This is a genomic window from Streptomyces sp. NPDC048254, assembly GCF_043201895.1.
In the GTDB taxonomy this organism is placed as follows: domain Bacteria; phylum Actinomycetota; class Actinomycetes; order Streptomycetales; family Streptomycetaceae; genus Streptomyces.
On the sequence record NZ_JBICZJ010000010.1, the window covers coordinates 269,530 to 289,818 of the forward strand.

Annotated in this window: 22 protein-coding genes and 2 pseudogenes; 10 read left to right on the plus strand and 14 right to left on the minus strand. The window is 71.2% G+C overall.

Annotation, left to right across the window (positions count from 1 at the left end):
• Positions 1-78 precede the first annotated feature (78 nt).
• From ACGFZQ_RS28080 to ACGFZQ_RS28100, 5 genes are read left to right on the plus strand one after another with little or no spacing between them, the layout of a single operon-like run.
• The gene (locus ACGFZQ_RS28080; RefSeq protein ID WP_393842642.1) at positions 79-1,251 is read left to right on the plus strand and encodes an acyl-CoA dehydrogenase family protein; all 1,173 of its coding nucleotides are present in this window, start codon (positions 79-81) and stop codon (positions 1,249-1,251) included.
• Positions 1,248-3,167: a 2-oxoacid:acceptor oxidoreductase subunit alpha gene (locus tag ACGFZQ_RS28085; protein WP_393842643.1), complete on the plus strand. Its 1,920-nt coding sequence runs from the start codon at positions 1,248-1,250 to the stop codon at positions 3,165-3,167. Before ACGFZQ_RS28080 ends, ACGFZQ_RS28085 begins: the two co-directional genes overlap by 4 nt.
• Positions 3,164-4,243: a 2-oxoacid:ferredoxin oxidoreductase subunit beta gene (locus ACGFZQ_RS28090; protein ID WP_393842644.1), complete on the plus strand. Its 1,080-nt coding sequence runs from the start codon at positions 3,164-3,166 to the stop codon at positions 4,241-4,243. The genes ACGFZQ_RS28085 and ACGFZQ_RS28090 overlap by 4 nt, the downstream gene beginning before the upstream one ends.
• On the plus strand, positions 4,240-4,431 hold the full coding sequence (locus ACGFZQ_RS28095) for a ferredoxin (RefSeq protein WP_393842645.1): 192 nt from the start codon (positions 4,240-4,242) through the stop codon (positions 4,429-4,431). The genes ACGFZQ_RS28090 and ACGFZQ_RS28095 overlap by 4 nt, the downstream gene beginning before the upstream one ends.
• A gap of 31 nt (positions 4,432-4,462) precedes the next feature.
• Complete coding sequence (locus tag ACGFZQ_RS28100) at positions 4,463-4,951, plus strand: glutathione peroxidase (RefSeq protein ID WP_393842646.1); 489 nt, start codon at positions 4,463-4,465, stop codon at positions 4,949-4,951.
• A gap of 49 nt (positions 4,952-5,000) precedes the next feature.
• Here ACGFZQ_RS28100 and mftE read toward each other — a convergent pair whose 3' ends face one another.
• The 10 genes and pseudogenes from mftE to mftA all read right to left on the minus strand — a co-directional run bounded on the left by mftE (position 5,001) and on the right by mftA (position 12,287).
• The gene (gene mftE, locus ACGFZQ_RS28105; RefSeq protein ID WP_393842647.1) at positions 5,001-5,681 is read right to left on the minus strand and encodes a mycofactocin biosynthesis peptidyl-dipeptidase MftE; all 681 of its coding nucleotides are present in this window, start codon (positions 5,679-5,681) and stop codon (positions 5,001-5,003) included.
• Entirely contained in the window at positions 5,678-6,580 is a 903-nt protein-coding gene (locus tag ACGFZQ_RS28110) for a mycofactocin-associated electron transfer flavoprotein beta subunit (protein WP_393842648.1), read from the minus strand. The genes mftE and ACGFZQ_RS28110 overlap by 4 nt, the downstream gene beginning before the upstream one ends.
• A gap of 33 nt (positions 6,581-6,613) precedes the next feature.
• Positions 6,614-6,922, minus strand: coding sequence for a ferredoxin family protein (locus ACGFZQ_RS28115; protein ID WP_393842649.1), 309 nt, complete (start codon positions 6,920-6,922; stop codon positions 6,614-6,616).
• On the minus strand, positions 6,919-7,596 hold the full coding sequence (locus ACGFZQ_RS28120; protein WP_393842808.1) for a hypothetical protein: 678 nt from the start codon (positions 7,594-7,596) through the stop codon (positions 6,919-6,921). The genes ACGFZQ_RS28115 and ACGFZQ_RS28120 overlap by 4 nt, the downstream gene beginning before the upstream one ends.
• Positions 7,597-7,603: 7 nt before the next feature.
• Entirely contained in the window at positions 7,604-7,792 is a 189-nt protein-coding gene (locus ACGFZQ_RS28125) for a hypothetical protein (protein ID WP_393842809.1), read from the minus strand.
• A gap of 104 nt (positions 7,793-7,896) precedes the next feature.
• A pseudogene (locus ACGFZQ_RS28130) lies at positions 7,897-8,139 on the minus strand (mycofactocin system FadH/OYE family oxidoreductase 2); the annotation flags it as partial.
• Positions 8,136-10,436, minus strand: a complete 2,301-nt coding sequence (locus tag ACGFZQ_RS28135) for a mycofactocin system FadH/OYE family oxidoreductase 1 (RefSeq protein WP_393842650.1) — start codon at positions 10,434-10,436, stop codon at positions 8,136-8,138. The gene ACGFZQ_RS28135 and the pseudogene ACGFZQ_RS28130, both read right to left, overlap by 4 nt.
• Positions 10,433-11,764, minus strand: a complete 1,332-nt coding sequence (gene mftC / locus ACGFZQ_RS28140; protein WP_393842651.1) for a mycofactocin radical SAM maturase — start codon at positions 11,762-11,764, stop codon at positions 10,433-10,435. Before mftC ends, ACGFZQ_RS28135 begins: the two co-directional genes overlap by 4 nt.
• A complete protein-coding gene (gene mftB / locus ACGFZQ_RS28145; RefSeq protein WP_393842652.1) occupies positions 11,761-12,093 on the minus strand; it encodes a mycofactocin biosynthesis chaperone MftB in 333 nt (110 codons plus the stop codon). The genes mftC and mftB overlap by 4 nt, the downstream gene beginning before the upstream one ends.
• A gap of 14 nt (positions 12,094-12,107) precedes the next feature.
• A complete protein-coding gene (gene mftA / locus ACGFZQ_RS28150) occupies positions 12,108-12,287 on the minus strand; it encodes a mycofactocin precursor MftA (protein WP_393842653.1) in 180 nt (59 codons plus the stop codon).
• Between the two features lie 155 nt (positions 12,288-12,442).
• Between mftA and ACGFZQ_RS28155 the strand changes: the two genes are divergently transcribed.
• Positions 12,443-12,613, plus strand: coding sequence for a hypothetical protein (locus tag ACGFZQ_RS28155; RefSeq protein ID WP_393842654.1), 171 nt, complete (start codon positions 12,443-12,445; stop codon positions 12,611-12,613).
• On the opposite strand, the gene mftF is transcribed toward ACGFZQ_RS28155, so the two are convergent.
• On the minus strand, positions 12,604-14,184 hold the full coding sequence (gene mftF, locus ACGFZQ_RS28160) for a mycofactocin biosynthesis glycosyltransferase MftF (RefSeq protein WP_393842655.1): 1,581 nt from the start codon (positions 14,182-14,184) through the stop codon (positions 12,604-12,606). The two genes, ACGFZQ_RS28155 and mftF, sit on opposite strands and share 10 nt — an antisense overlap.
• Before the next feature lie 146 nt (positions 14,185-14,330).
• Between mftF and ACGFZQ_RS28165 the strand changes: the two are divergent.
• From ACGFZQ_RS28165 to ACGFZQ_RS28180, 4 genes and pseudogenes are all read left to right on the plus strand, one after another.
• Positions 14,331-14,912, plus strand: a pseudogene (locus tag ACGFZQ_RS28165) (SDR family NAD(P)-dependent oxidoreductase); the annotation flags it as partial.
• Between the two features lie 140 nt (positions 14,913-15,052).
• Entirely contained in the window at positions 15,053-15,142 is a 90-nt protein-coding gene (locus ACGFZQ_RS28170; protein ID WP_393842797.1) for a hypothetical protein, read from the plus strand.
• Between the two features lie 217 nt (positions 15,143-15,359).
• Positions 15,360-16,313: an MBL fold metallo-hydrolase gene (locus tag ACGFZQ_RS28175; RefSeq protein ID WP_393842656.1), complete on the plus strand. Its 954-nt coding sequence runs from the start codon at positions 15,360-15,362 to the stop codon at positions 16,311-16,313.
• A gap of 201 nt (positions 16,314-16,514) precedes the next feature.
• Positions 16,515-17,369, plus strand: a complete 855-nt coding sequence (locus ACGFZQ_RS28180; RefSeq protein WP_393842657.1) for an acyl-CoA thioesterase — start codon at positions 16,515-16,517, stop codon at positions 17,367-17,369.
• A 274-nt stretch (positions 17,370-17,643) separates the two neighbouring features.
• On the opposite strand, the gene ACGFZQ_RS28185 is transcribed toward ACGFZQ_RS28180, so the two are convergent.
• The 3 genes from ACGFZQ_RS28185 to ACGFZQ_RS28195 all read right to left on the minus strand — a co-directional run bounded on the left by ACGFZQ_RS28185 (position 17,644) and on the right by ACGFZQ_RS28195 (position 20,276).
• Positions 17,644-18,057, minus strand: a complete 414-nt coding sequence (locus ACGFZQ_RS28185) for a hypothetical protein (protein WP_393842658.1) — start codon at positions 18,055-18,057, stop codon at positions 17,644-17,646.
• A gap of 226 nt (positions 18,058-18,283) precedes the next feature.
• Entirely contained in the window at positions 18,284-18,796 is a 513-nt protein-coding gene (locus tag ACGFZQ_RS28190; protein ID WP_393842659.1) for a MarR family winged helix-turn-helix transcriptional regulator, read from the minus strand.
• A gap of 256 nt (positions 18,797-19,052) precedes the next feature.
• Positions 19,053-20,276, minus strand: coding sequence for an ABC transporter substrate-binding protein (locus tag ACGFZQ_RS28195; protein WP_393842660.1), 1,224 nt, complete (start codon positions 20,274-20,276; stop codon positions 19,053-19,055).
• Positions 20,277-20,289: the final 13 nt, after the last annotated feature.

Below are 20,289 nucleotides of genomic sequence, written 5' to 3' on the forward strand. Positions count from 1 at the left end.
GCCGCTGCGTGCACAGCCCTCCCCGAAGAGACGACGACGCAGACGCAGCGATTCCCCCAGACGACAAGGAGAGAGCCGATGGATCTCGGCTTTTCGCCCCAGGAGACCGAGTTCCGGGACGAAGTGAGGACCTGGCTGCGGGAGAACGCCCCGCGCGAGACCAGGCCGACGGACGGCCGCGCCATGCGCGAGCACGACCTCGCCTGGCAGCGCCGCCAGTGGGACGGAGGCTGGGCCGGCATCTCCTGGCCCGAGCAGTACGGAGGCCGCGGCCTCTCCCTGATCCAACAGCTCATCTGGTACGAGGAGTACGCACTGGCCGGCCAGCCCGGCATCGACAGCTGCTTCGTGGGCCTGAACCACGCGGGGCCGACGCTGATGGCACGGGCCTCCGAACAGCACAAGGCCGCCCATCTGCGCCCCATCCTGCGCGGCGACGTCGTCTGGTGCCAGGGCTTCTCCGAGCCCGACGCCGGCTCCGACCTGGGCTCGCTCAGCACCCGGGCCGAGATCGACGGCGACGAGCTGGTGGTCACCGGCCAGAAGATCTGGACCAGCTTCGCCCATGTCGCCGACTGGCAGGAACTCCTGGTGCGCACCGGCCGGGGCGACCGCAAGCACGACGGCATCACCTGGGTCATCTGCGACATGCACAGCCCCGGCATCGAGGTACGGCCCATCCGCACGATGGACGACGGGGAAGAGTTCTGCGAGGTCTACTACGACGAGGTGCGCATTCCCCTCGCCAACGTGGTGGGTGAGCTCGGCGGCGGCTGGAGCGTGGCCATGTCCACCCTCGGCTTCGAGCGGGGCACGTCCTTCACCGCGAACCAGGTCCGGCTCGCCCGCACCGTGGAGGAACTGTACGAACTGGCCGGGCAGCGCATCGGCCCCGACGGCCGCCGCCCCGCCCTCGCGGACGACGAGTTCGCCCGGCGCCTCGCCACGGCACGGGCCGAGGTCTCCGCCCTGCGCGCCATGACGTACGCGGGCATCTCCCGCAACGCCCGGACGGCGACACCCGGCCCGGAAGGGTCGCTGATCAAGCTATACTACGCGGAAGTCGCCCGCCGGGTCTACGAGTTGGCCTTCGACCTGCTCGGCGCCGACGCGCTGCGCTTCCGCAGCCGCTGGGAGCCGGGCGGGTGGAGCGGCAACTACCTCTACTCCTTCTCCCTCTCGATCGGCGGCGGCACCTCCGAGGTCATGCGCAACATCATCGGCGACCGGGTCCTGGGGCTGCCGCGATGACCACCGAGACGACTGATCCCACTGATCCCACTGATCCCGCGGAGGCCACTGATTCCACGGAGGCCGCCGAGCCGCAGCCGCTGCACCGGGCCGTGATCCGCTTCGCGGGCGACTCCGGCGACGGCATGCAGCTGACGGGCGACCGGTTCACCTCCGACGCGGCGGCCCTCGGCAACGACCTCGCGACCCTGCCCAACTTCCCCGCCGAGATCCGCGCCCCCCAGGGCACCATCCCCGGCGTCTCCAGCTTCCAGGTCCACTTCGCCGACTACGACATCCTCACCCCCGGCGACCGTCCTGACGTCCTGGTGGCGATGAACCCCGCCGCGCTGAAGGCCAACCTGGCGGACCTGCCCTCCGGCGGCACCCTCATCGTCAACACCGACGCCTTCACCACCCGCAACCTGACCAAGGTCGGATACGACACCTCGCCGCTGGACGACGACACCCTGGCCGGCTATCAGGTGCACGCGGTCGCCATGACCTCGCTCACCCTCGGCGCCCTGTCCGAGACCGAGGTCGGGAAGAAGGACGCCGAGCGGGCGAAGAACATGTTCGCGCTGGGCCTGGTGTCCTGGATGTACGGCCGCGCCACGGACGGCACCGAACAGTTCCTGCGGGAGAAGTTCGCCAGAAGGCCGGATCTCGCGGACGCCAACATCCTTGCCTTCCGGGCGGGTTGGAACTACGGCGAGACCACCGAGGCCTTCGCCGTCTCGTACGAGGTCGCGCCCGCCGGTCTGCCGCAGGGCACCTACCGGCAGATCACCGGCAACACCGCGCTCGCGTACGGGATCGTCGCGGCCGGCCAGTGCTCAGGGCTGCCGGTCCTGCTCGGCACGTACCCCATCACCCCGGCCAGCGACATCCTGCACGAGCTGTCCAAGCACAAGAACTTCGGGGTCACGACCTTCCAGGCCGAGGACGAGATCGCCGGCATCGGCGCGGCGCTCGGCGCCTCCTACGGCGGGGCGCTGGGGGTGACCACCACGTCGGGGCCCGGCATCGCGCTCAAGTCCGAGACGATCGGGCTCGCGGTGATGACCGAACTCCCGCTGCTCGTCATCGACGTGCAGCGCGGCGGCCCGTCCACCGGTCTGCCCACCAAGACCGAGCAGGCCGACCTCCTCCAGGCCATGCACGGCCGCAACGGGGAGTCCCCGGTGGCCGTGCTCGCCCCGCGCTCGCCCGCGGACTGCTTCGACACCGCGCTGGAGGCCGCCCGGATTGCGCTGACCTACCGCACCCCGGTACTGCTCCTCTCGGACGGCGCGATCGCCAACGGCTCCGAGCCCTGGCGCATCCCGGACGCCGCCACCCTGCCCGACCTGACGCCCGAGTTCGCCGACGCCGCCAACGCCCCCGACGGATCAGGTGAGTTCTGGCCCTACCTGCGCGACCCCGAGACCCTCGCCCGCCCCTGGGCGGTACCCGGCACCCCCGGTCTCGCCCACCGCATCGGCGGCCTGGAGAAGTCCGACGGCCGGGGCGACATCTCCTACGACCCCGACAACCACGACCGGATGGTACGGCTGCGGCAGGCCAAGATCGACGGAATCCGGGTACCGGACACAGAGCTTGACGATCCGTCAGGCATCGCCGACGTCCTGGTCGTCGGCTGGGGCTCCACTTACGGACCCATCGGCGCCGCCGCACGCCGCGTCCGGCAGGCCGGCCTGAAGGTCGCCCATGCCCATCTGCGTCACCTCAACCCGCTCCCGGCGGACCTCGGCGAAGTCCTCGGCCGCTACCGGCATGTGGTCGTGCCGGAGATGAACCTCGGCCAGCTCGCGTCCCTGCTGCGGGCCAGGTACCTGGTGGACGTGGAGAGTTACTCGAAGGTCGCCGGGCTGCCCTTCCTGGCCGAGGAACTGGCGAGCGTGCTGACCCGCATCATCAAGGAGGGGTCCTCGTGACCGTGACCGACCTCGGCCTGCCCACCGTGGGCGGACTGGACGGCGTACCCACCGACAGCGCGCGCCAGTCGGCCAAGGACTACAAGTCCGACCAGGAAGTGCGCTGGTGCCCCGGCTGCGGCGACTACGCGGTCCTCGCGGCCGTGCAGGCCTTCCTGCCCAAACTCGGACTCAAGCGCGAGAACATCGCGTTCGTCTCCGGCATCGGCTGCTCGTCCCGCTTCCCGTACTACCTGGACACCTACGGCTTCCACTCCATCCACGGACGCGCCCCGGCGATCGCCTCCGGTCTTGCCGTGGCCCGGCCCGACCTGAGTGTCTGGGTGGTGACCGGCGACGGCGACGCGCTGTCCATCGGCGGCAACCACCTCATCCACACCCTGCGCCGCAACGTCAACCTCAAGATCCTGCTCTTCAACAACCGGATCTACGGCCTCACCAAGGGCCAGTACAGCCCGACTTCGGAGGTCGGCAAGGTCACCAGGTCGACACCGATGGGCTCGCTCGACGCGCCCTTCAACCCGGTCTCGCTCGCCCTGGGCGCCGAGGCCACCTTCGTCGCCCGGGCGCTGGACTCGGACCGCAAGCAGCTCACCGAGGTGCTCGCCGCAGCGGCGGCCCATCGCGGCAGCGCGCTCGTGGAGATCTACCAGAACTGCCCGATCTTCAACGACGGCGCCTTCGACCTGCTCAAGGAGCCCGGGGAGCGCGAGCAGCACCTCATCGGGCTGCGGCACGGCGAACCCGTCCGCTTCGGCCGCGACAACGAATGGGCCGTGGTCCGGGGCCGGTACGCCGGTCTGCGCGTGGCCCGCGCGGACGAGGTGAGCGAGGACGACATCGTCGTGCACGACACCACCGTGGACGACCCCTCGTACGCCTTCGCCCTCTCCCGGCTGACCGGCTCCGACCTCAATCACACCGTCACCGGCATCTTCCGCTCCGTGGCCCGGCCGACCTACGACGACCAGGCCAGGCGACAGGTCACCGAGGAGCGGAAGGCGCGCCCGGTCGGCCTTCAGGCGCTCCTCGACGGCCAGGACACCTGGACCGTTGGCGCGGGGCCGACGCCATGAGCGAACTGCGTATCGACTCAGAGATGTGCGTCGGTCACGGCCGCTGCTTCGACATCGCACCGGACCTGTTCGCCGACGACGAGGACGGCTACGGGACGGTGACCGTCCCCCGCCCCGAGGGCCGGCAGCTCACCGATGCCCGACTCGCCGCCCGATCCTGTCCCGAGCAGGCGGTTCTGCTCACCTGACGCCGACAGCCCGACGCCGAGAGAAGGCCTGATGACTCTGTACGACATTCCGCTGCGCACCCTGTCCGGTGAACCGACCACGCTCGACTCCTACAAAGGCACGGCCGTCCTGGTGGTGAACGTCGCCTCCAAGTGCGGCCTCACGCCGCAGTACGCCGCTCTGGAGCGCCTGCAACAGCAGTACGGCGACCGGGGGTTCACCGTCCTCGGCGTACCGTGCAACCAGTTCCACGGGCAGGAGCCGGGCAGCGCCGAGGACATCCAGACCTTCTGCTCGGCGACGTACGGTGTCACCTTCCCGCTGCTTGAGAAGACCGACGTCAACGGCGAGAACCGGCACCCGCTGTACGGCGAGCTGACGAAGATCGCCGACGCCGAGGGCGAGGCGGGTGACATCAAGTGGAACTTCGAGAAGTTCCTGATCTCCCCGCAGGGCGAGCCCGTCGCCCGCTTCCGGCCGCTGGTCGACCCGGAAGCCGCGGAGGTCGTCGAGGCCATCGAGGGGCAGCTGCAAGCCTGAACGCGCCTGGCCGGCTCCCTGTCTGTCGCACGGGCGGGGAGCCCGCAGGTCATCCGCGGGTCGTCCACGCGCCGACCATGGCGACGAGATCCTCCACGGCGGCGGACAGCAGGGCCCGGCCGGTCTCGGCCGAGGCGCCGGCCGGATCACCGAGCACGCCGTTGGCGCTCACCGCGCGCACTCCGGACTCGCGCAGGGCGGGCAGCAGTTCCGCCAGCGGGCCGACGGCTCCGGCCTCGGCCAGGTCCTGCCGTACCCGGCCGGGCGTCAGCGCGAGCTGCACGGAGGTCTCGGTGCGCCCGGCGTGCGCGTCACCGCGCCAACGCGGGGACCAGGACAGCACGTCGCGCCCTTCCCGCCGGAGCCGCTGCACGGCCTGGCGCAGCGGTTCGAGGTTGCCGCCGTGGCCGTTCACGAACAGCAGTCGGCCGAACGACGCCGATGCCGAACGCCCGAGCTCAAGGAGCACCAGCTCCAGGGCCTGTTGGCCGATGGACAGGGTCCCCGGGAAGTCCGCGTGCTCACCGCTGGAGCCGTAGGGGACGGCGGGCCCGACCAGGACGTCGTCGCGCCGCAGGGCCAGTTCACCGGCCAGCGCGACGGCGACATCGGTGTCCGTCGACAGCGGCAGGTGCGGACCGTGCTGCTCGGTCGCCCCCAGCGGCACCGCGAGGATCGCCGAGCGCAGGCGCCCGGCGTCCTGCCAGGTCAGGTCGGACAGCGCGGTCATCGGGGCGTGTCCCGTGGGGTGTCCGCCAGGGCCGATGCGTCCAGGTAACCGCGCTCCCGGAGGAAGTCCAGGAGCGCGTCGGCGGCCTTGACCGCGTCCACGGGACCGATCGACTCCGGTGCGTGATGCGGGGCCTGCACACCGGTCAGCGCCCGCAGCCGGTCACGCGGCGCGGTTCCGTCCGGGGGCGCCACGACGCGGGTACGGGGGCGGGCGGGCCGTGGCGGTCCGGCCGTCACAGTCCCCGTCGACGACGTCCGACCGTCTGCCGACGCGATGGACTCCACCGGAGCCCGCGCCGCGCGGAGCACCGCGGGCAGCGCGGCCCTGCGCAGTCGTACGCCCGCGGCCTCGACCGAGCACACCGCACCCGGCGGCACGCGCAGCACTTCTCGCCGGCCACCGTCGAGACGCCGCTCCCCGACCAGCGCCCCGTCAGCCTCCCGCAGTTCCAGACGGGTCAGGCCCAACGCCTGCGCCGCGCCCAGTTCGTGGGCGAGGAACGCGGGCAGCGCTCCGGTCCCGCCATCGGCCGACCCGTCCCCGCACAGCACCAGGCGGACGGACGACAGCGGCCTGGCGGCCGAGGCGATCGCCTGGGCGCGGGCATGGTCGTCCGCCGTCGGGTCCGCTGCCTCCGGTGCCTCGACACGCACGGTTGCGGCCCCGAGCGCCGCCGCGATCCGCAACGCCTCCTCGATCTCCGGGCCGCCGATGCCGATGACGTGCACCCGGGCCGACCAGGCGTCCGCGAGCCGCAGGCCGTACTCCAGCGCCGCCGCGTCCGCGTCGGTCAGCACCGGGTTTCCGGCGCGGTGGGAGACAGCTCCGCTCAACGGGTCGACGTCAGAGGCTGGTTCGGCAGGGCGCACACACACCAGGACGGTTTCCACCGGCATCGCTCCTCCTCATCGCTGTTGTGGTCGCTGTCGTCATCCGTGCCGGAAGACGACACCGTGACCGCCGTCCGGATACGTCCACGTGATCGCGCCTTCGGCGTCGCACACCTGGTAGCAGGTGCCGCACTCGAAGCACTGCTCGTAGTTGAAGAGGATTCCGCCGTCGGCCGTGGGCGCGAACAGGTCGGCGGGGCAAGCCGTGACGCACGCGCGCGTGGTGCACGACCGGCACACCTCGGAGTCGACGCTGATGTGCGCCCGCTCGCCGACCCGGAACTCGACGGTCGACATACGGTCCTCGAAGGCGATGTCCGCCCACCGCGCGCTGTCGGGGGTGCTCAACGGAACACCCGCGCCGCGCGGATCGCGTCGGCGGCCAGGTCGCGAAGCCGCACGTCGTGACGGCGGGCGGCCTGCCGCAGGAGGGAGACCAGACCGGGTTTGGGGCGCGGGTTGTCCACGGCGAAGACTCCTTCGGCGAGATCGGTCATGAGGCCGGGATAGCGGTGCTGGACACGCTCGGAGAGGACGAGCGCCGGGGCGCGGCGCAGCCGTTTGTGGTCGGCCAGCACGAAGGAGCGCTCCAGGCGGCTCCGATAACCGGAAAGGCCGCGCGCGCTGGTGTCGCCCGCGTCGAGCGCACTCGCGGCCGCCTGCCCGGCGGCAAGTCCCGAGCCGATGGCGAAGTTGACTCCTTCGAGCCAGATGCCCGCGGCCAGGCACATCCCCGCGGCGTCCCCGGCGACGAGCAGCCCGTCGGCGGCGAGCTGTGGCATGTGGTCGTATCCGCCCTCGGGGATGAGGTGCGCGCCGTACTCCTTCAGCGTCGCGCCCTCGATGTACGGGGCGATCGACGGGTGCTCCTTGAGGTCGGCGATGAGCTCCTCGGGCCGGAGCTTCGCCGCGGCCAATTGCGGCAGGGACAGCACGACACCGAGCGCGACGGTCTCGGCGTTGGTGTACAGGAACCCACCGCCCGGAATGCCGCGTGTGCAGCCCAGGATCTCGATGTCCACGCCTTCGTTACCGCGCACCCCGATGCGAGCACTGCAGCTCCACCCCGTCGAAGCCGCCCGCCGCGCAGTGTTCGGCCACGCGCGCGTACCCGGCCACGATCTCGCGGATCTCGTGCGTCTCGACCGCCTTGGGCACCTCGCGGAACAGCGGGTCCGGCACGGGACTCGGCGCCCACACCGGCAGCCGGGTGTACATCCCCGACGCCTGGCCGCCGTTGTGGTTGAGCTGGCGAGGATCGGCACCCCGTGCGCGTGCACCGCGTCCGTGATCCGCCGGTAGCCGGGAATCACCGCCGGGTTGAAGCCGTGGATGAGTTTCTCGTACGGCCAGTCGGTCGGGTGGGTCGAGTGCTCCTCGGTGATGACGAGACCGGCGCCGCCGGCCGCGCGGGCGGCGTAGTAGGCGGCGTGCTGCTCACTGGGGAGGCCGTCCGCCGCGTAGTTGGTCAGGTGCGCGGAGAATACGATGCGGTTGCGCACGGTCAGCGGGCCGAGACGCAGCGGGCTGAACAGGTGGCGGTAGCGGGTGGGTTGGCGGCTCATCGGCTGTGACTCCTGACGGAGGCGACCGCCGGTATGGACGCCTTCGACGCGGCCCTGCCGACGGGTACGGGCGGCGCGTGGCCGGTGCCCGAGACGATCCGCAGCGCGAGGCGGCGCCCTTCGAGTACCGCTTCCAACACGGTGCGCGGTGCCACGCAGTCCCCGGCGCGCGATGTTCCGGGCTTGGCCAGGTGGTACAGCGTCTCTTCGGGCAGCCGGTGCCCGCAGTCGACGACCGCGACGCACGGCACCTCTCGCGTCCCGCCTGTCCAGATGTCCTCAAGGACCACGCGGTCGGCGCGCAGCTCACGCAGCCGGGCACGCAACTCCCGTCGTACCTGGGCTCGTTGCAGGCGCACGTTGGCATCGGAGAGGTCCCCGGTCCGCGCCAGCTGCACCCCGGCGACCTGGTCCTGGGTGACCAGATGAACCTGCCGGCCGGTGCCGGCGAGCCACTCGGCGACCGCCACCCCGATCGGCCCGCCCACCGGATCGTCCACGACAACCGGGCCGTCGGGCGGCAGGGTCCCCGGCCCGCCCGAGAGGAGGACGGACACGTCCAGCACGGAGACGGATCGCGGCGCGTCCGGCAGGGAGGCGGATTCCGGCGTGTCTGGCACGGGGACGTGTTCCGGAGAGTGCAGGGCGGAGACGGGTTCCGGTGCGTCCGGCAGGAAGGCGGGTTCCGGCGTGTCTGGCACGGGGACGGGTTCCGGTGCGTCCGGCAGGAAGGCGGGTTCCGGCGTGTCTGGCACGGGGACGGGTTCCGGAGAGTTCAGGGCGGAGACAGGCTTCGGCGTGTCCCGCACGGCGACGGGCTCCAGCGCCTCCGGCACCCCGGCAGCGGCCCAGGCACGCCGTGCGGGACGCGAGCCGGTGGCCACCACCACCCGCTCACCCCTGTCCTCGGCATCCGCCAACTCGGTCGGTCCGATCTCCGTCCCTGTGAGGATCCGCGCACCCAGCCGTACGCACTCGTCCTCCAGCCAGTCGGCCAGCAGCACGAGCCGTTCCCGCGCCGCGCCTCCCACCGCGGCGGCGCGCAGCATGCCGCCCGCGCGCTCGGCCCGCTCTGCGACCCGGACTTGGTGCCCCAGGGACGCGAGTACCCGGGCGCACTCAAGACCAGCGGGACCGCCGCCGACGATCAGCACGGGTTGAGCGCCCGCCGACGCGTGCGGCCTCGGGGCGTGTTCCGGCTCCGTCTCGTGTCCGCTGCCCGGCTCACCGATGCACGAGACGACCGGGTTGCGGTTGTCCCGGACCTGGCACGCCTGGTTGCACAGCACGCACGGCCGGATGCGCTCCGGCGTACCCGCCCGGACCAGTTCGACCAGGCGTGGTTCGGCGATCTGCGCCCGGGTCATCTCGACCAGGTCCGCCGCACCGTCCGCCAGGGCGGCGTGGGCGGCGGGCACCTCGGTCACACTCCCTTGCAGCACCACCGGAACCCGCCCGCCCGCAGCCTTCCGCATGGCCCGGCACAGTTCCAGGTTGAACTGCGGCTCGGTATGGCCGTCCGGCCGGTACGCCGAGGTCGCGAACGGGCCACCGCGTACGACCACCAGCAGATCCAGTACGCCCGCCAGCTCCGCCACCTGCTCAGCGGCCTGCTCCGGCGTTACTCCCGCCCACGGGGCCAGCTCGTCGCAGGACAGCCGCAGCGCCAGCACCCGGCCGGCACCGATCACCTCCCGTACGGCGGCGACGACCTCACGCGTCAGGCGGAGCCGGTCCGTTCCATAACCGTCCTGGCGCTGATTGGTGAGGCCGGAGTGGAACTGCCGCAGCAGCGCGAACACCCCGGCGTCCAGCTCCACCCCGTCGAGACCGGCACGGACCGTGCGGCGAGCGGCCCCGGCGAAACCGGCGACCACGGCGTCGAGCTGCTCCTGCTCCATCTCGGCGGGCAGCTCACGGCTCGCCGCGTCGGCGAAGGGGGAGGGAGCCCACAGCACGGACTGCGAGTAGGCGCTCGACCCCTGTCCGCCCGCGTGTCCCAGCGAGGCGAGGACGAGTGCGCCGTGCCGGTGGCAGGCCTCGCCGACCTCGGCCCAGCCCTGCTCGCAGCGCGCGGCCAGCGGGGCCCGCTCGTAGGGGTGGTCGTCGTCGGTGACCGACGCGGTCTCTGTCACCACGATGCCCGCGCCGCCCGCTGCCCGCCGCTCGTAGTAGGCGGTATGGCGCTGCGTCAGCTCGCGCTGGGTGGTGCCGAGGTTGGTCGGGTGCGGGCCGAAGAGCACCCGGGACGGCGCCCGGCGTCCGGCCAGGGTGATGCCGTCGGTCAGCAGTGTCACAACCGGCTCCGCATCACGTCAGACGCACCCACGGAGATCCCGGCGAGCGGGCTGTCGTCGCACGGCTTTGCGGGCGGACGGTCGAGGGGAGTGGTTCCGGTCGGCGATCGGTCGGCGGACGCGTGCCCGGTCGGCGCGGGTCCGACTCCTGCCGGCGGGCGGCGACCGATGCTTACTGGGACGGGCCGTGCGGGCCGGGACGCCCGAGAGTGTCCCTGCGCCGCCCGTGAGTGGTCCTGCGACGCCCGTGAGTGGTCCTGCGACGGCCGAGGCGTCTGCCCGGCCCCGACTCCGGCCAGAGCGGTTTCCCCGAACCCTCGTACGCACTCGGGGTCTGGCCCGTCCAGCGGCAGGCCGGTGAAGAACTTCGCCGCCATGCAGCCACCCTGGCAGGCGTCGAAGTGCCCGCAGGACGTGCACGTCCCGGCGGACTGCGGCTCCCGCAGCGAGGCGAACAGCTCCGACTCCCGCCACACCGAGGTGAACCCGCCTGGCTCACGGACATTGCCGGCCCTGAAGGTGTCGTGGATGGCGAACGGGCAGGCGTACACGTCTCCGACGGGGTCGATGAGGCACACCACCCGGCCCGCGCCACAGAGGTTCAGGCCTGGCAGGGTCTCGCCGTAGGCGGACAGATGGAAGAAGGAGTCGCCCGTGAGCACCTGCTCGCCGTGCGCCACCAGCCAGTCGTACAGCTGCCGTTGCTGTTCCGGCAGTGGATGCAACTCGTCCCAGGTGTCGGCGCCGCGTCCCGAGGGGCGCAGCCGGGTGAGCCTCAACTGCGCGCCGAAGCGGTCGGCGAGATCCTTGAACGCGTCGAGCTGGCCGACGTTGTGCCGGGTCGCCACCACGGAGAGCTTGAAGCCGTGGAACCCCGCAGCCGCCAGATTCTCCATGGCGCGGATCGCGGTGTCGTACGAACCGGCCCCGCGTACCGCGTCGTTGACCTCGGCCGTGGCACCGTCCAAGGAGATCTGTACATCGACGTAGTCGCTCGCGGCCAGGCGCCGGGCGACCTCGGTGGTGATCCGCACGCCGTTCGTCGAGAACTTCACCCCGACGCGGTGCGCGGTGGCGTAGTCGACGAGCTCCCAGAAGTCCGGCCGCACAGTGGGCTCACCGCCGCCGATGTTGACGTAGAAGACCTGCATGCGCTCCAGTTCGTCGATCACCGCAAGGCACTCGGCGGTGGTCAGTTCGCGTGGATCGCGGCGGCCGGAGCTGGACAGGCAGTGCACGCAGGCGAGGTTGCAGGCGTACGTCAGCTCCCAGGTCAGGCAGATCGGGGCGTCGAGCCCCTCACGGAAGTGCTCCACCAGACGGGTCACGGGGCTTTTCCTCCCTCCAACTCGCGCTCGGGCGAGGTGAATTCGGGCTCGTCGCGCGGGACGATCATGTGGGTGCGGGCGAGCGTCGCCAGGGCCCGGCCGAACGCGGGGAGGCGGGCCCGGTCGATGCCCGCCTCGGCGCAGGCGGCGCGGGCGCTGGGCTGTCCGTCCAGGGCGCGCACCACCCGCAGCAGATCGGGGTCCTTGAGGAAGGACAGTCGGCGCGTGCCGAAGTGGTACAGCAGGGCGCCGAAGGGCTCGGGGCGCACTGCCACTTGCGGGTGCAGCGACCAGGGTCGCCGCAGGTCGAAACCGGCGGGTTCGGTCATGACAGCGGCGGCGCTCAGTAGACGCCGCACATGCCGTCGATGGACACGTCCTCCACGAGCAGATCCTCCTCGTCGAGTCCGTCGAGTCCGTCGAGTCCGTCGAGTCCGTCGAGTCCGTCGAGCCCATTGAGTCCGTCGGGCCCATCGAGTTCGGCCTCGTCGAGTGTGGCGGGGGTGGCGGTGTCGGTACTCATCGAGGTTCCTTCCGACGGACGGCTTTTGGCACCGGATGCCGTAAACAGTAAGTGATACTAGTGTCAGATGAGAAGAGGGCGAAGCGCATCCAGGGAAACGGCAGCCTGGGGCGATCCTCGGCCACCTCGCGGGCCGGCCGGCGACGATTGCCACAATGGACGTGGTGTGTGCGGCGGTGCCGAGGCTCGTCGGTCAGGTGATTCTTGGCGCCGCCCTCGCGGCGTACGAGGTATGGCTGGACCACGAAGGGGCGGACCTCCCGGTCCTGCTGGAGGCCGCTCTGAAGGAGCTGGGCAACGGCTTCGCCGCAGGCGCTCAGGGGTGAGCGGGCCGATCGGGATCCTCCTTCGTGCCGCCACCGAGGCGGAGCCTCCGGCCTTGGCCCTTTGCCGAGACGCCATCGTCAGATATCCACCACAGACGACCCCGCAGTGGAGCTGCGGTGCGCTCGTGCAGACAGCCTCGCCAGACGCCGAGGCCGTACGCCGCGTCGTCGAGCAGCTTGAGCGTCACCCACGGCACCGCGCCAAGACCGCTATCGCTGCCGCTGCGGCGGTAGGCCAGCACGGCCGGAGCGACCGCGGCCGCCGCGAGCGGCAGTCTCAGTCTCGGCACCGCCGCGGCGACGGGCAGGGCGAGTGGCAGCCAAGCCCGCAGCAGGGTGCGGCCGAGCAGTTCGCCCGCCATCAGGGTGCCGCCGCCGGCCAGTCGCGTGGCGAGTGGCCAGGGCCGGTCGTTCCAGGCGGAGAACTTGCGGGCGAGCGCCGCGGTGCTACCGGCGGCCACCACCGCCCCCGCCACCGGATGCCGCGTCAGTGTCAGCCCCCAGGCCAGCGCGCTCCAGCCGGACATCGACACCGCGGGCAGCCGCCCCGGGTGGCGCAGGGCCAGCGGGGCGGCCGAACTGCCGTAGTCCACCCGCCGGGAGAACCAGTCGCCGGGCCGCGTCCGGTGCTCGTGCCGCACGGTCGCCGCAGGCTCGTAACGGACCCGGTGCCCGTCGGCCGCGAGCCGCCACACCAGGTCCACATCCTCGCCGACGCGCATGTCCGCGTCGAAGCCCGCGCCGACCGCGGCCCGCCGCACCACCAAGGCCGCACTCGGCACGTACGGCACCGCGGCCTGCGGCCGTACGACACTTTCTTGCGGCCCCATGTCCAAGGGTGAGTGTTCTGCCTCGTATGCCGCAATGAACGAGGCCAGGCCGGTGATGCGGGTCATGCCGGTGGCGCGGGCGGTGCCTGCTGCTTTCGTTGCTCCCGTGGCGGAGGAGCCCGGGTGGAGCGCGACGATGCGTGGTGCCACTGCCGCCACCGCCGGATCCGAGAAGTGCGGCAACAGGGCTGCCAGCCAGTCGGGGTCGGGCACGCAGTCCGAATCGACGAAGGCGACCAACTCGGTGGAGGCCAGCTCCAGTCCAGTGTTGCGTGCGGCGGCTGGCCCTCGATTGGTCCGGTGCCGGACCAACTCGGCTCCCGCGGCGGACGCCACCCGCGCGACCGCCTCCGGCTCCAGCGACCCGTCGTCGACCACGAGCACCCGCATGTGGCCGTCCTGCGCTGTCAACCCCGCCAGACACCGGGTGAGTTGGAGAGCTCGATCCCGTACGGGGATCACGACCGTCACCTCGGGTGCGGGGCCGACAACCGGCACCGGCACCGGATGCAGCATCCCGGCGTCGACGAGCCGCCGGGCCAGCAGGCCCGGAGCCCGCCCGCCGCCCACCGGCTTCCCGGAGATCCATCCGTCGACCAACGGGGCCGCGCGTTCGGAGAGCCGGATCAGGCGATAGGGGGCGCCGCCGAGCAGGACCCGGCCGTCCTGGAGGACGGCGAGGCCGGGGTCGGCGCGCAGCCGGAAGGTGGAAGGCAGCGGAGGAACATCGTCGTTCGTCAAGGATTCTCCCGATCGCCAAGAGCTCGCCGGAACTCGGTGAAGCTCGGTGAAACTCGATGGCCTGTCAATCAGTTTAATTGTTCATCTATCATCGGGGGAAGTGCCCCGCAGGTGTCCGGCACCTGGCGCCCACCGGAGGAGGCCGTATGAGCGAGACAGGAACGGACGGATCGAAGGAAGCGGAAGGGCAGACGGGAGTCGTCACCGGAGCGGCGCGTGGCATTGGCGCCGCCACCGCGCGCATCCTGGCGCGGAGTGGCTGGTCGCTGGTCCTCGTGGACGCGTGCCGTGACGATCCAGCCCTCGCCTACCCCATGCCCGCCGAGAAGGACCTTGAGGCCGTGGCGGACGAGTGCCGTGCGGCCGGAGCAACCGACGTCCGGGTGTGTGTGGCCGACGCGGCCGACCGCAAGTTCCCCGCCCGGCTCGCCGACGCACTCGACGGCCGAACGCCCACCGCCGCCGCGGCGGTGGCCGGAGCCATCCACGGAGCCCCCGCCTGGCAGACACCCGACGAGGTGTGGGACAGCATGCTGAGCGCCAACCTGCACTCCGTGCGACGGCTCGCGGAGGCTACCGTCCCGGCCATGACGAGGGCCGGATACGGACGCTTCGTCGCCGTCTCCTCCGCCGCCGGACTGCGGGCGATGCTGCGCCTGGGGGCGTACTCCGCCGCCAAGGCGGCCGTGATCGGGTACGTCCGCTCCCTGGCCGCCGACCTCGCAGGCACCGGCGTCACCGCCAACGCCGTGTGCCCCGGATCCACCCGGGGCGAGATGCTGCGCGCCAGCGCCGCCGTCTATGGCATGGACGACCCCGAGGAGCTCGGGGGCAGCAACTCGTCCATCGTCTCCTCGAACCGCGGGAGGTGGCGGAGGCCATCGCCTGGCTCTGCGGGCCAGGGGCGTCGGCCACGACCGGCGCGATCATGCCGGTCGACGGTGGCCTCACCAGCTGACCGGAAGGCCGCTCCGACGCCCGACGCCAGCCCCCGATGACCGAAGGAAGCCCGTCGCATGACAAGCCCCGCCGCACAGCCTCCCGTATCTCCCGTACCCCCCTTGTCTCCCGTATCCCCGTCGTCTCCTGTATCTCCCGGAGCGGGCACCGCCGCCCGCCCGCAGCGCCCCCTGCCCCCGGTCGAACTCGTCCGCCCCGGACTGTGGAGCGTGCCTGTGCCGCTCCCCAACACATCTCTGCGCTACGTCCTCGTCTACGTCTTCGAGACGCCGGCCGGGCCGTACCTCGTGGACGCGGGGTGGGACAACGACGAGGCGTACGACGCCCTGTCCGCCGGACTCGTCGCCCTCGGCAGCCGTATCGAGGACATACGCGGCGTCCTGGTGACGCACGTGCACCCCGACCACTACGGGCTCGCCCACCGGATCCGCGAGGCGTCCGGTGCCTGGGTGTCGCTGCACCCGGCCGACGCCGCGGTGATCCCGCAGTTCGAGGGCAGCGAACCGTCCCCCGCGTTCTACGGACTGCTGCGCCGCGCCGGTGCGCCGACGTCGGCGATCGACGAACAGCGCACCGCCCTGCGGATGCTCGCGTCCCGCGAGATCCCGAGGCCCGACCTGCTGATCGAGGACGGCGAACGGCCGGACGTTCCGGGATGGGACCTCACCTCCGTCTGGACCCCCGGCCACACCCCCGGGCACCTCTGCTTCTGGGAGCCGCGCCACCGGTTGCTGCTCTCCGGCGACCATGTGCTGCCGCGCATCACTCCCAACGTCCCACCGCCGGCGGACGAGGACGGGGATACGCTCGGCGACTTCCTGGAGTCCCTCGACCGCCTGGCCGAACGCGACGCCCTGGAGGTGCTGCCGGCGCACGAGCACCGGTTCACCGATCTCGGCGGTCGCCTCGCGCAGTTGGCGGGGCACCATGATCGGCGATTCGCCGAGGTGCTGACCGCCCTCGGGGAGGGCCGCGAAGTGGCCTGGGACGTCGCGGAGCGGATGAGCTGGTCCCGGCCCTGGCAGGAGATGGACCTGCTCGCCCGACGGGCGGCGGTGGGAGAGGCGTTCGCTCACCTGCGCGCGCTGGCCCGACGCGGCCTGGTCATCGAGAAGTCCGGGGACGCCGTCCGCTGGAGTCCGGCGGACGGTGTCGGGTCCGGGGCGTAGAGCTCTCCACACAGGCTTTCGGTAAGAGACAGGACGGAGACAGGACGGAGACACTGCGGATACAGGCTGTCAGATACTGTGATAAGTGACTGCTTGAATCATGCCTCTGCCCTGATGCACTATGTGGAGCCAGTGTCAGAATTGCCGGGTCGGCCGGGCGTAGCTCGCGCCCGGCCGATTGCCTGTGGAAATGGAGGGCCCATGCCGAAGCTGCCCGAGGCCGGAGTGAAGGGAACCTGGGCGCCGGCCCGACCGGATGTGGCTTCGCCGGCTCCTGCCGTCCACACGGTGCTGGATCTCCTCGAACTGACGGAGACCGAACCGGATGTCTACCGTGCCTCGTTGGTGTACGACGACGACCAGTACCCGCTGTACGGAGGGCAGGTGGCGGCGCAGGCCCTGCTGGCAGCAGGCCGCACCGTGCCGCAGGAACGCGTTCCGCACTCCCTGCACGGCTACTTTCTGCGCGGCGGATCCTCGGCCCGGCCTACGGTGTTCCGCGTGGAGCGGGACCGTGACGGGCGGTCCTTCTCCGCCCGTCGCGTGGTCGCGCTTCAGGACGGTGCGGTCATCTTCACCATGTCGGCGTCGTTCTCGGTGGCCGAGGCGGGCGTTGACGTCGAAGCCGACCCGGACCCCGAACTTCCGCCCCTCGCAGACCTTCCCGACCTGCCGCTGGACCGGTTGCTGTCGTTCGAGGCAAGGCTCCCGGCGCAGCCCCGCCCCGGCCTGGACGATCTGCCCACCCGCTTCTGGACCCGCTGCACCGCCCGTCTGCCGGACTCGCCGCTCCTGCACGCCTGCGTACTGACCTATCTGTCGGACTTCTCCACCGGCCTCGCCCCGCTGGAGGACGGCACGTCCGCCACCGGGGCGAGCCTGGACCACGCGGTGTGGTTCCACCGCGACATCCGGATGGACGACTGGGTGCTCATGGATCTCGTACCGCACACCGCCGCCGGAGCGCGCGGATGGTACACCGGCGCCGTACACCGCTCCGACGGCGTGCGGGTGGCGAGCCTGGCCCAGGAGGCACTCTTCCGCAAGCGCCGATGACGCGCCGCGAGCCGGGCTCGGCGGTAAGTCCACGGATCCTGAAGGATCCTGGTTCTTGAGGGGGTGTGGGACAAGGCGGAACAGGATCCCGGTTCGATCCGTCTGCCGAGGTGGGGCAAGGTCGTGCCGTCGGAGGGCGTGGTGCCCTGGGCCGTGGTCGACCCGGAGGGTGCGCCGGTAGAGACCGTTCGGCGGTACACGAGCGCGCAGACCGGGCTGACACTCGCAGGGAGCCCTGCGGACGGCGGCGACATACTCCGGAAGGGGCAAGACCCTAGGCGGGTCGGCCTCCGGCACGTTCCCACTGGGCCTCGTCCCACTCGACATATTCGAGCTGGACGCCACCAGGCATCTTGGCGGTCAGGTTCCTCCCGGTCGGAACGGCCTGCGGTCCGCGCACGATCTGTGCTCCCGTCTGGATAAGACGTACCTGGCACTCATCGAGGTCGTCCACGATCAGTGTCGCCGCTGTCGCCGTGTACGGCTCCAGTGACCGCTCGTCCCCCGCCACTACCAGAACCTGGCCGACGGCGGCCAGCTCCAAGCCGTTCGGCATCGTGAAGCGACTTGTGATCGGCTCATCGGCAACGGTGCTGAGCGGTGCCAGTACCGCATCCAAATCGGTGGCGTAGACGCGTGCGTAGGTGCGAAGGATGCGCATGCTTACCAGCAAGGCGCGATGAGCCATGGCTATTCCGCGCTCCACCCACGACGAGCACGCACGTCAACGAAGGCCCCCGCCTCGCCCCTCACTGATCGCCCTCGGCGGGCCAGGGGCGCGCGAGGAGAAGACCTGGGGCGTTTTCCGCCTCCGCTGGCTTCGTGGGGCGAAGACGGTCGTCGCGGTATGACGAGGGTGGGCCGCTGATCGCCACGAGGGCCGGGTCGTCGCCGAGGCCGGCGCCTGGCCCGCCCTACGGCGTCTTTCTGTCGAGGGAGGTTGGAGTGCCGCAGTGCTCGTTGCCGTCGGTCAGGTCGTCTCGCACCAGAACAAGGAGCTGCGTCAGCTGCGAGCGCTGGGAGTCGTTCAGCGAGCGGAAGAGGTCGTCTTCCATCTCCCGCTGGGCGGCCGCCGCGGCTCGCAGCCGCTGCTGCCCCGCTTCGGTCAGCACAACCAGGTGACGGCGCCGATCGCGGGGATCGCGCGTGCGCGCCACCAGACCGTCGGTCTCCAGTGGGTTGAGTTGCGTGACGAGCACGCTGGCCGCGGTGTCCGTCTCGACAGCCAGGTCGGTCTGCGCCAAAGGGCCACGATCGTGGAGCAGCCCGAGGATGTGGAACTGCCGTGGCGTGAGGTCATTGGCGGTGTGTGCGTCCCTGAGGCGACGCATGGCCTCGTGCCCCAGCAGGGCGAGCAGGAGGCCGGGGCTGTTGCGGTGCTCGTCGAGCAGCGCCGGGCCGGAGGTGGTCGAGGTGGACGAGATCACCCATTCACTTTAGCAGTGTAGATCATGTAGGTTGCTACATGAATCACGCGTATGAATGAAAGGACGTCGCCGACTACTACCGGCGGCTGCGCCCGGGGCGACTGGTGATCGCAGCCGCCTCAGGCGCCCTGGGTGCCGGCAGACCGTCTTGGCCCTCCAGGTCGTGCTCCTCCCCCTTGAACGCCGCTCGCCGGGAGACCCGGTCCCGGTGCGACTGTCACTGTCCTGAACGTTCCTCAAGGCTCCTCAAGATTCCTCAGGCGAGACAGATCGCTTTGGTTCCGTGCGGTGCGGTGAGCTTCCCTCCCTTGATCTGGGCGTACCAGCCGCAGGCGGCGACCGTGGCGGGCTTCCCCTCGTGGTAGGTGGTCGGCGGGATCATCCCGTCGAGGGTGTCCTTCGCCGGCCGGGCCAGCAGGCCCTTGATGACGTCCGCGGAGGTGGGCGGCGCGGAGGTCGCCTCGGCCAGTGCCTTGCCGAACATCACCGCGGACGCCCAGCCCGCCGTCGCGCTGGTGTTCAGCGGGGAGTCGGGGGAGTAGACGCTCATCGTCTCCCGGAACTGCTTCGCCGCGGCATCGTCGGCGAACCAGTCGAACGAGTCATTGGCCAGGTACGCACCCTCGTAGGCCGGGTTCTCCGCCACGTCCGGCTGGTAGCTCTGGCCGGGAATCATGAACAGCGGCTTGTAGCCCTGCTTGGCGCAGTCGGAGACGAAGCGGTTCGTCACCTCCTGCGAGGTCGCGGTGATGACCGCCTCGACACCCTTGCCACGCAGGCTCAGGCACTGGGAGGTGTAGCTGGGCGCGGAGGCGGAGATGGCGAGGCCCGCGGCGAACGTCACCCCAGACTTGGGAGCGGCCGACTTCACCAGGGAGAACAGGTTCTGGCACGCGGGAACCTCGGCGCAGCCGATCGCGCCGACCTTGTCGTGACCGGCGAGCTTCGCCGCGTTCGTCCACAGGGCGACGTAGTTGGCCCCGGTCTGGGCCGTCGGGAAGAACAGCGGGTTCGTCTCGAAGGCGGTGCTGTTGGAGGAGCCGCCCAGCACGGGAATCCCCTTGCCGGCCGCGTACTTCTCCCACACCGACTCAAGACCGGCCTCGTGGCTGCCGACGAGTGCGATCACCTTGTCCTGCTCGACCAGACTCTTGACGGCGGCCAGGGACTTGGCCGGGTCCGCCTGGTCGTCCTTGACGACGACCTTGACCGGATGGCCGTTGATCCCGCCGTTGTCGTTCGTCCACTGTGCCCACGCCGACACCGCGTCCGGCGACGACTTGGACGTCGCGCCGGCGAACCCGCTGAAGTGGCCGACGCTCCCGATGACGATCGGCGTTCCCTTCGGCGCCGCCACCTTCGGGCGCGCCTTGGCGCTCGATCCCTGGCCGTCACCGCCTCCGCAGGCCGACGCGAGCAGCATCACCGCGACCGCCGCGCCGCTCATCCGCAGCGCAGACCTTCCTCGTATGACTGGCATGACCTCTCCTGTT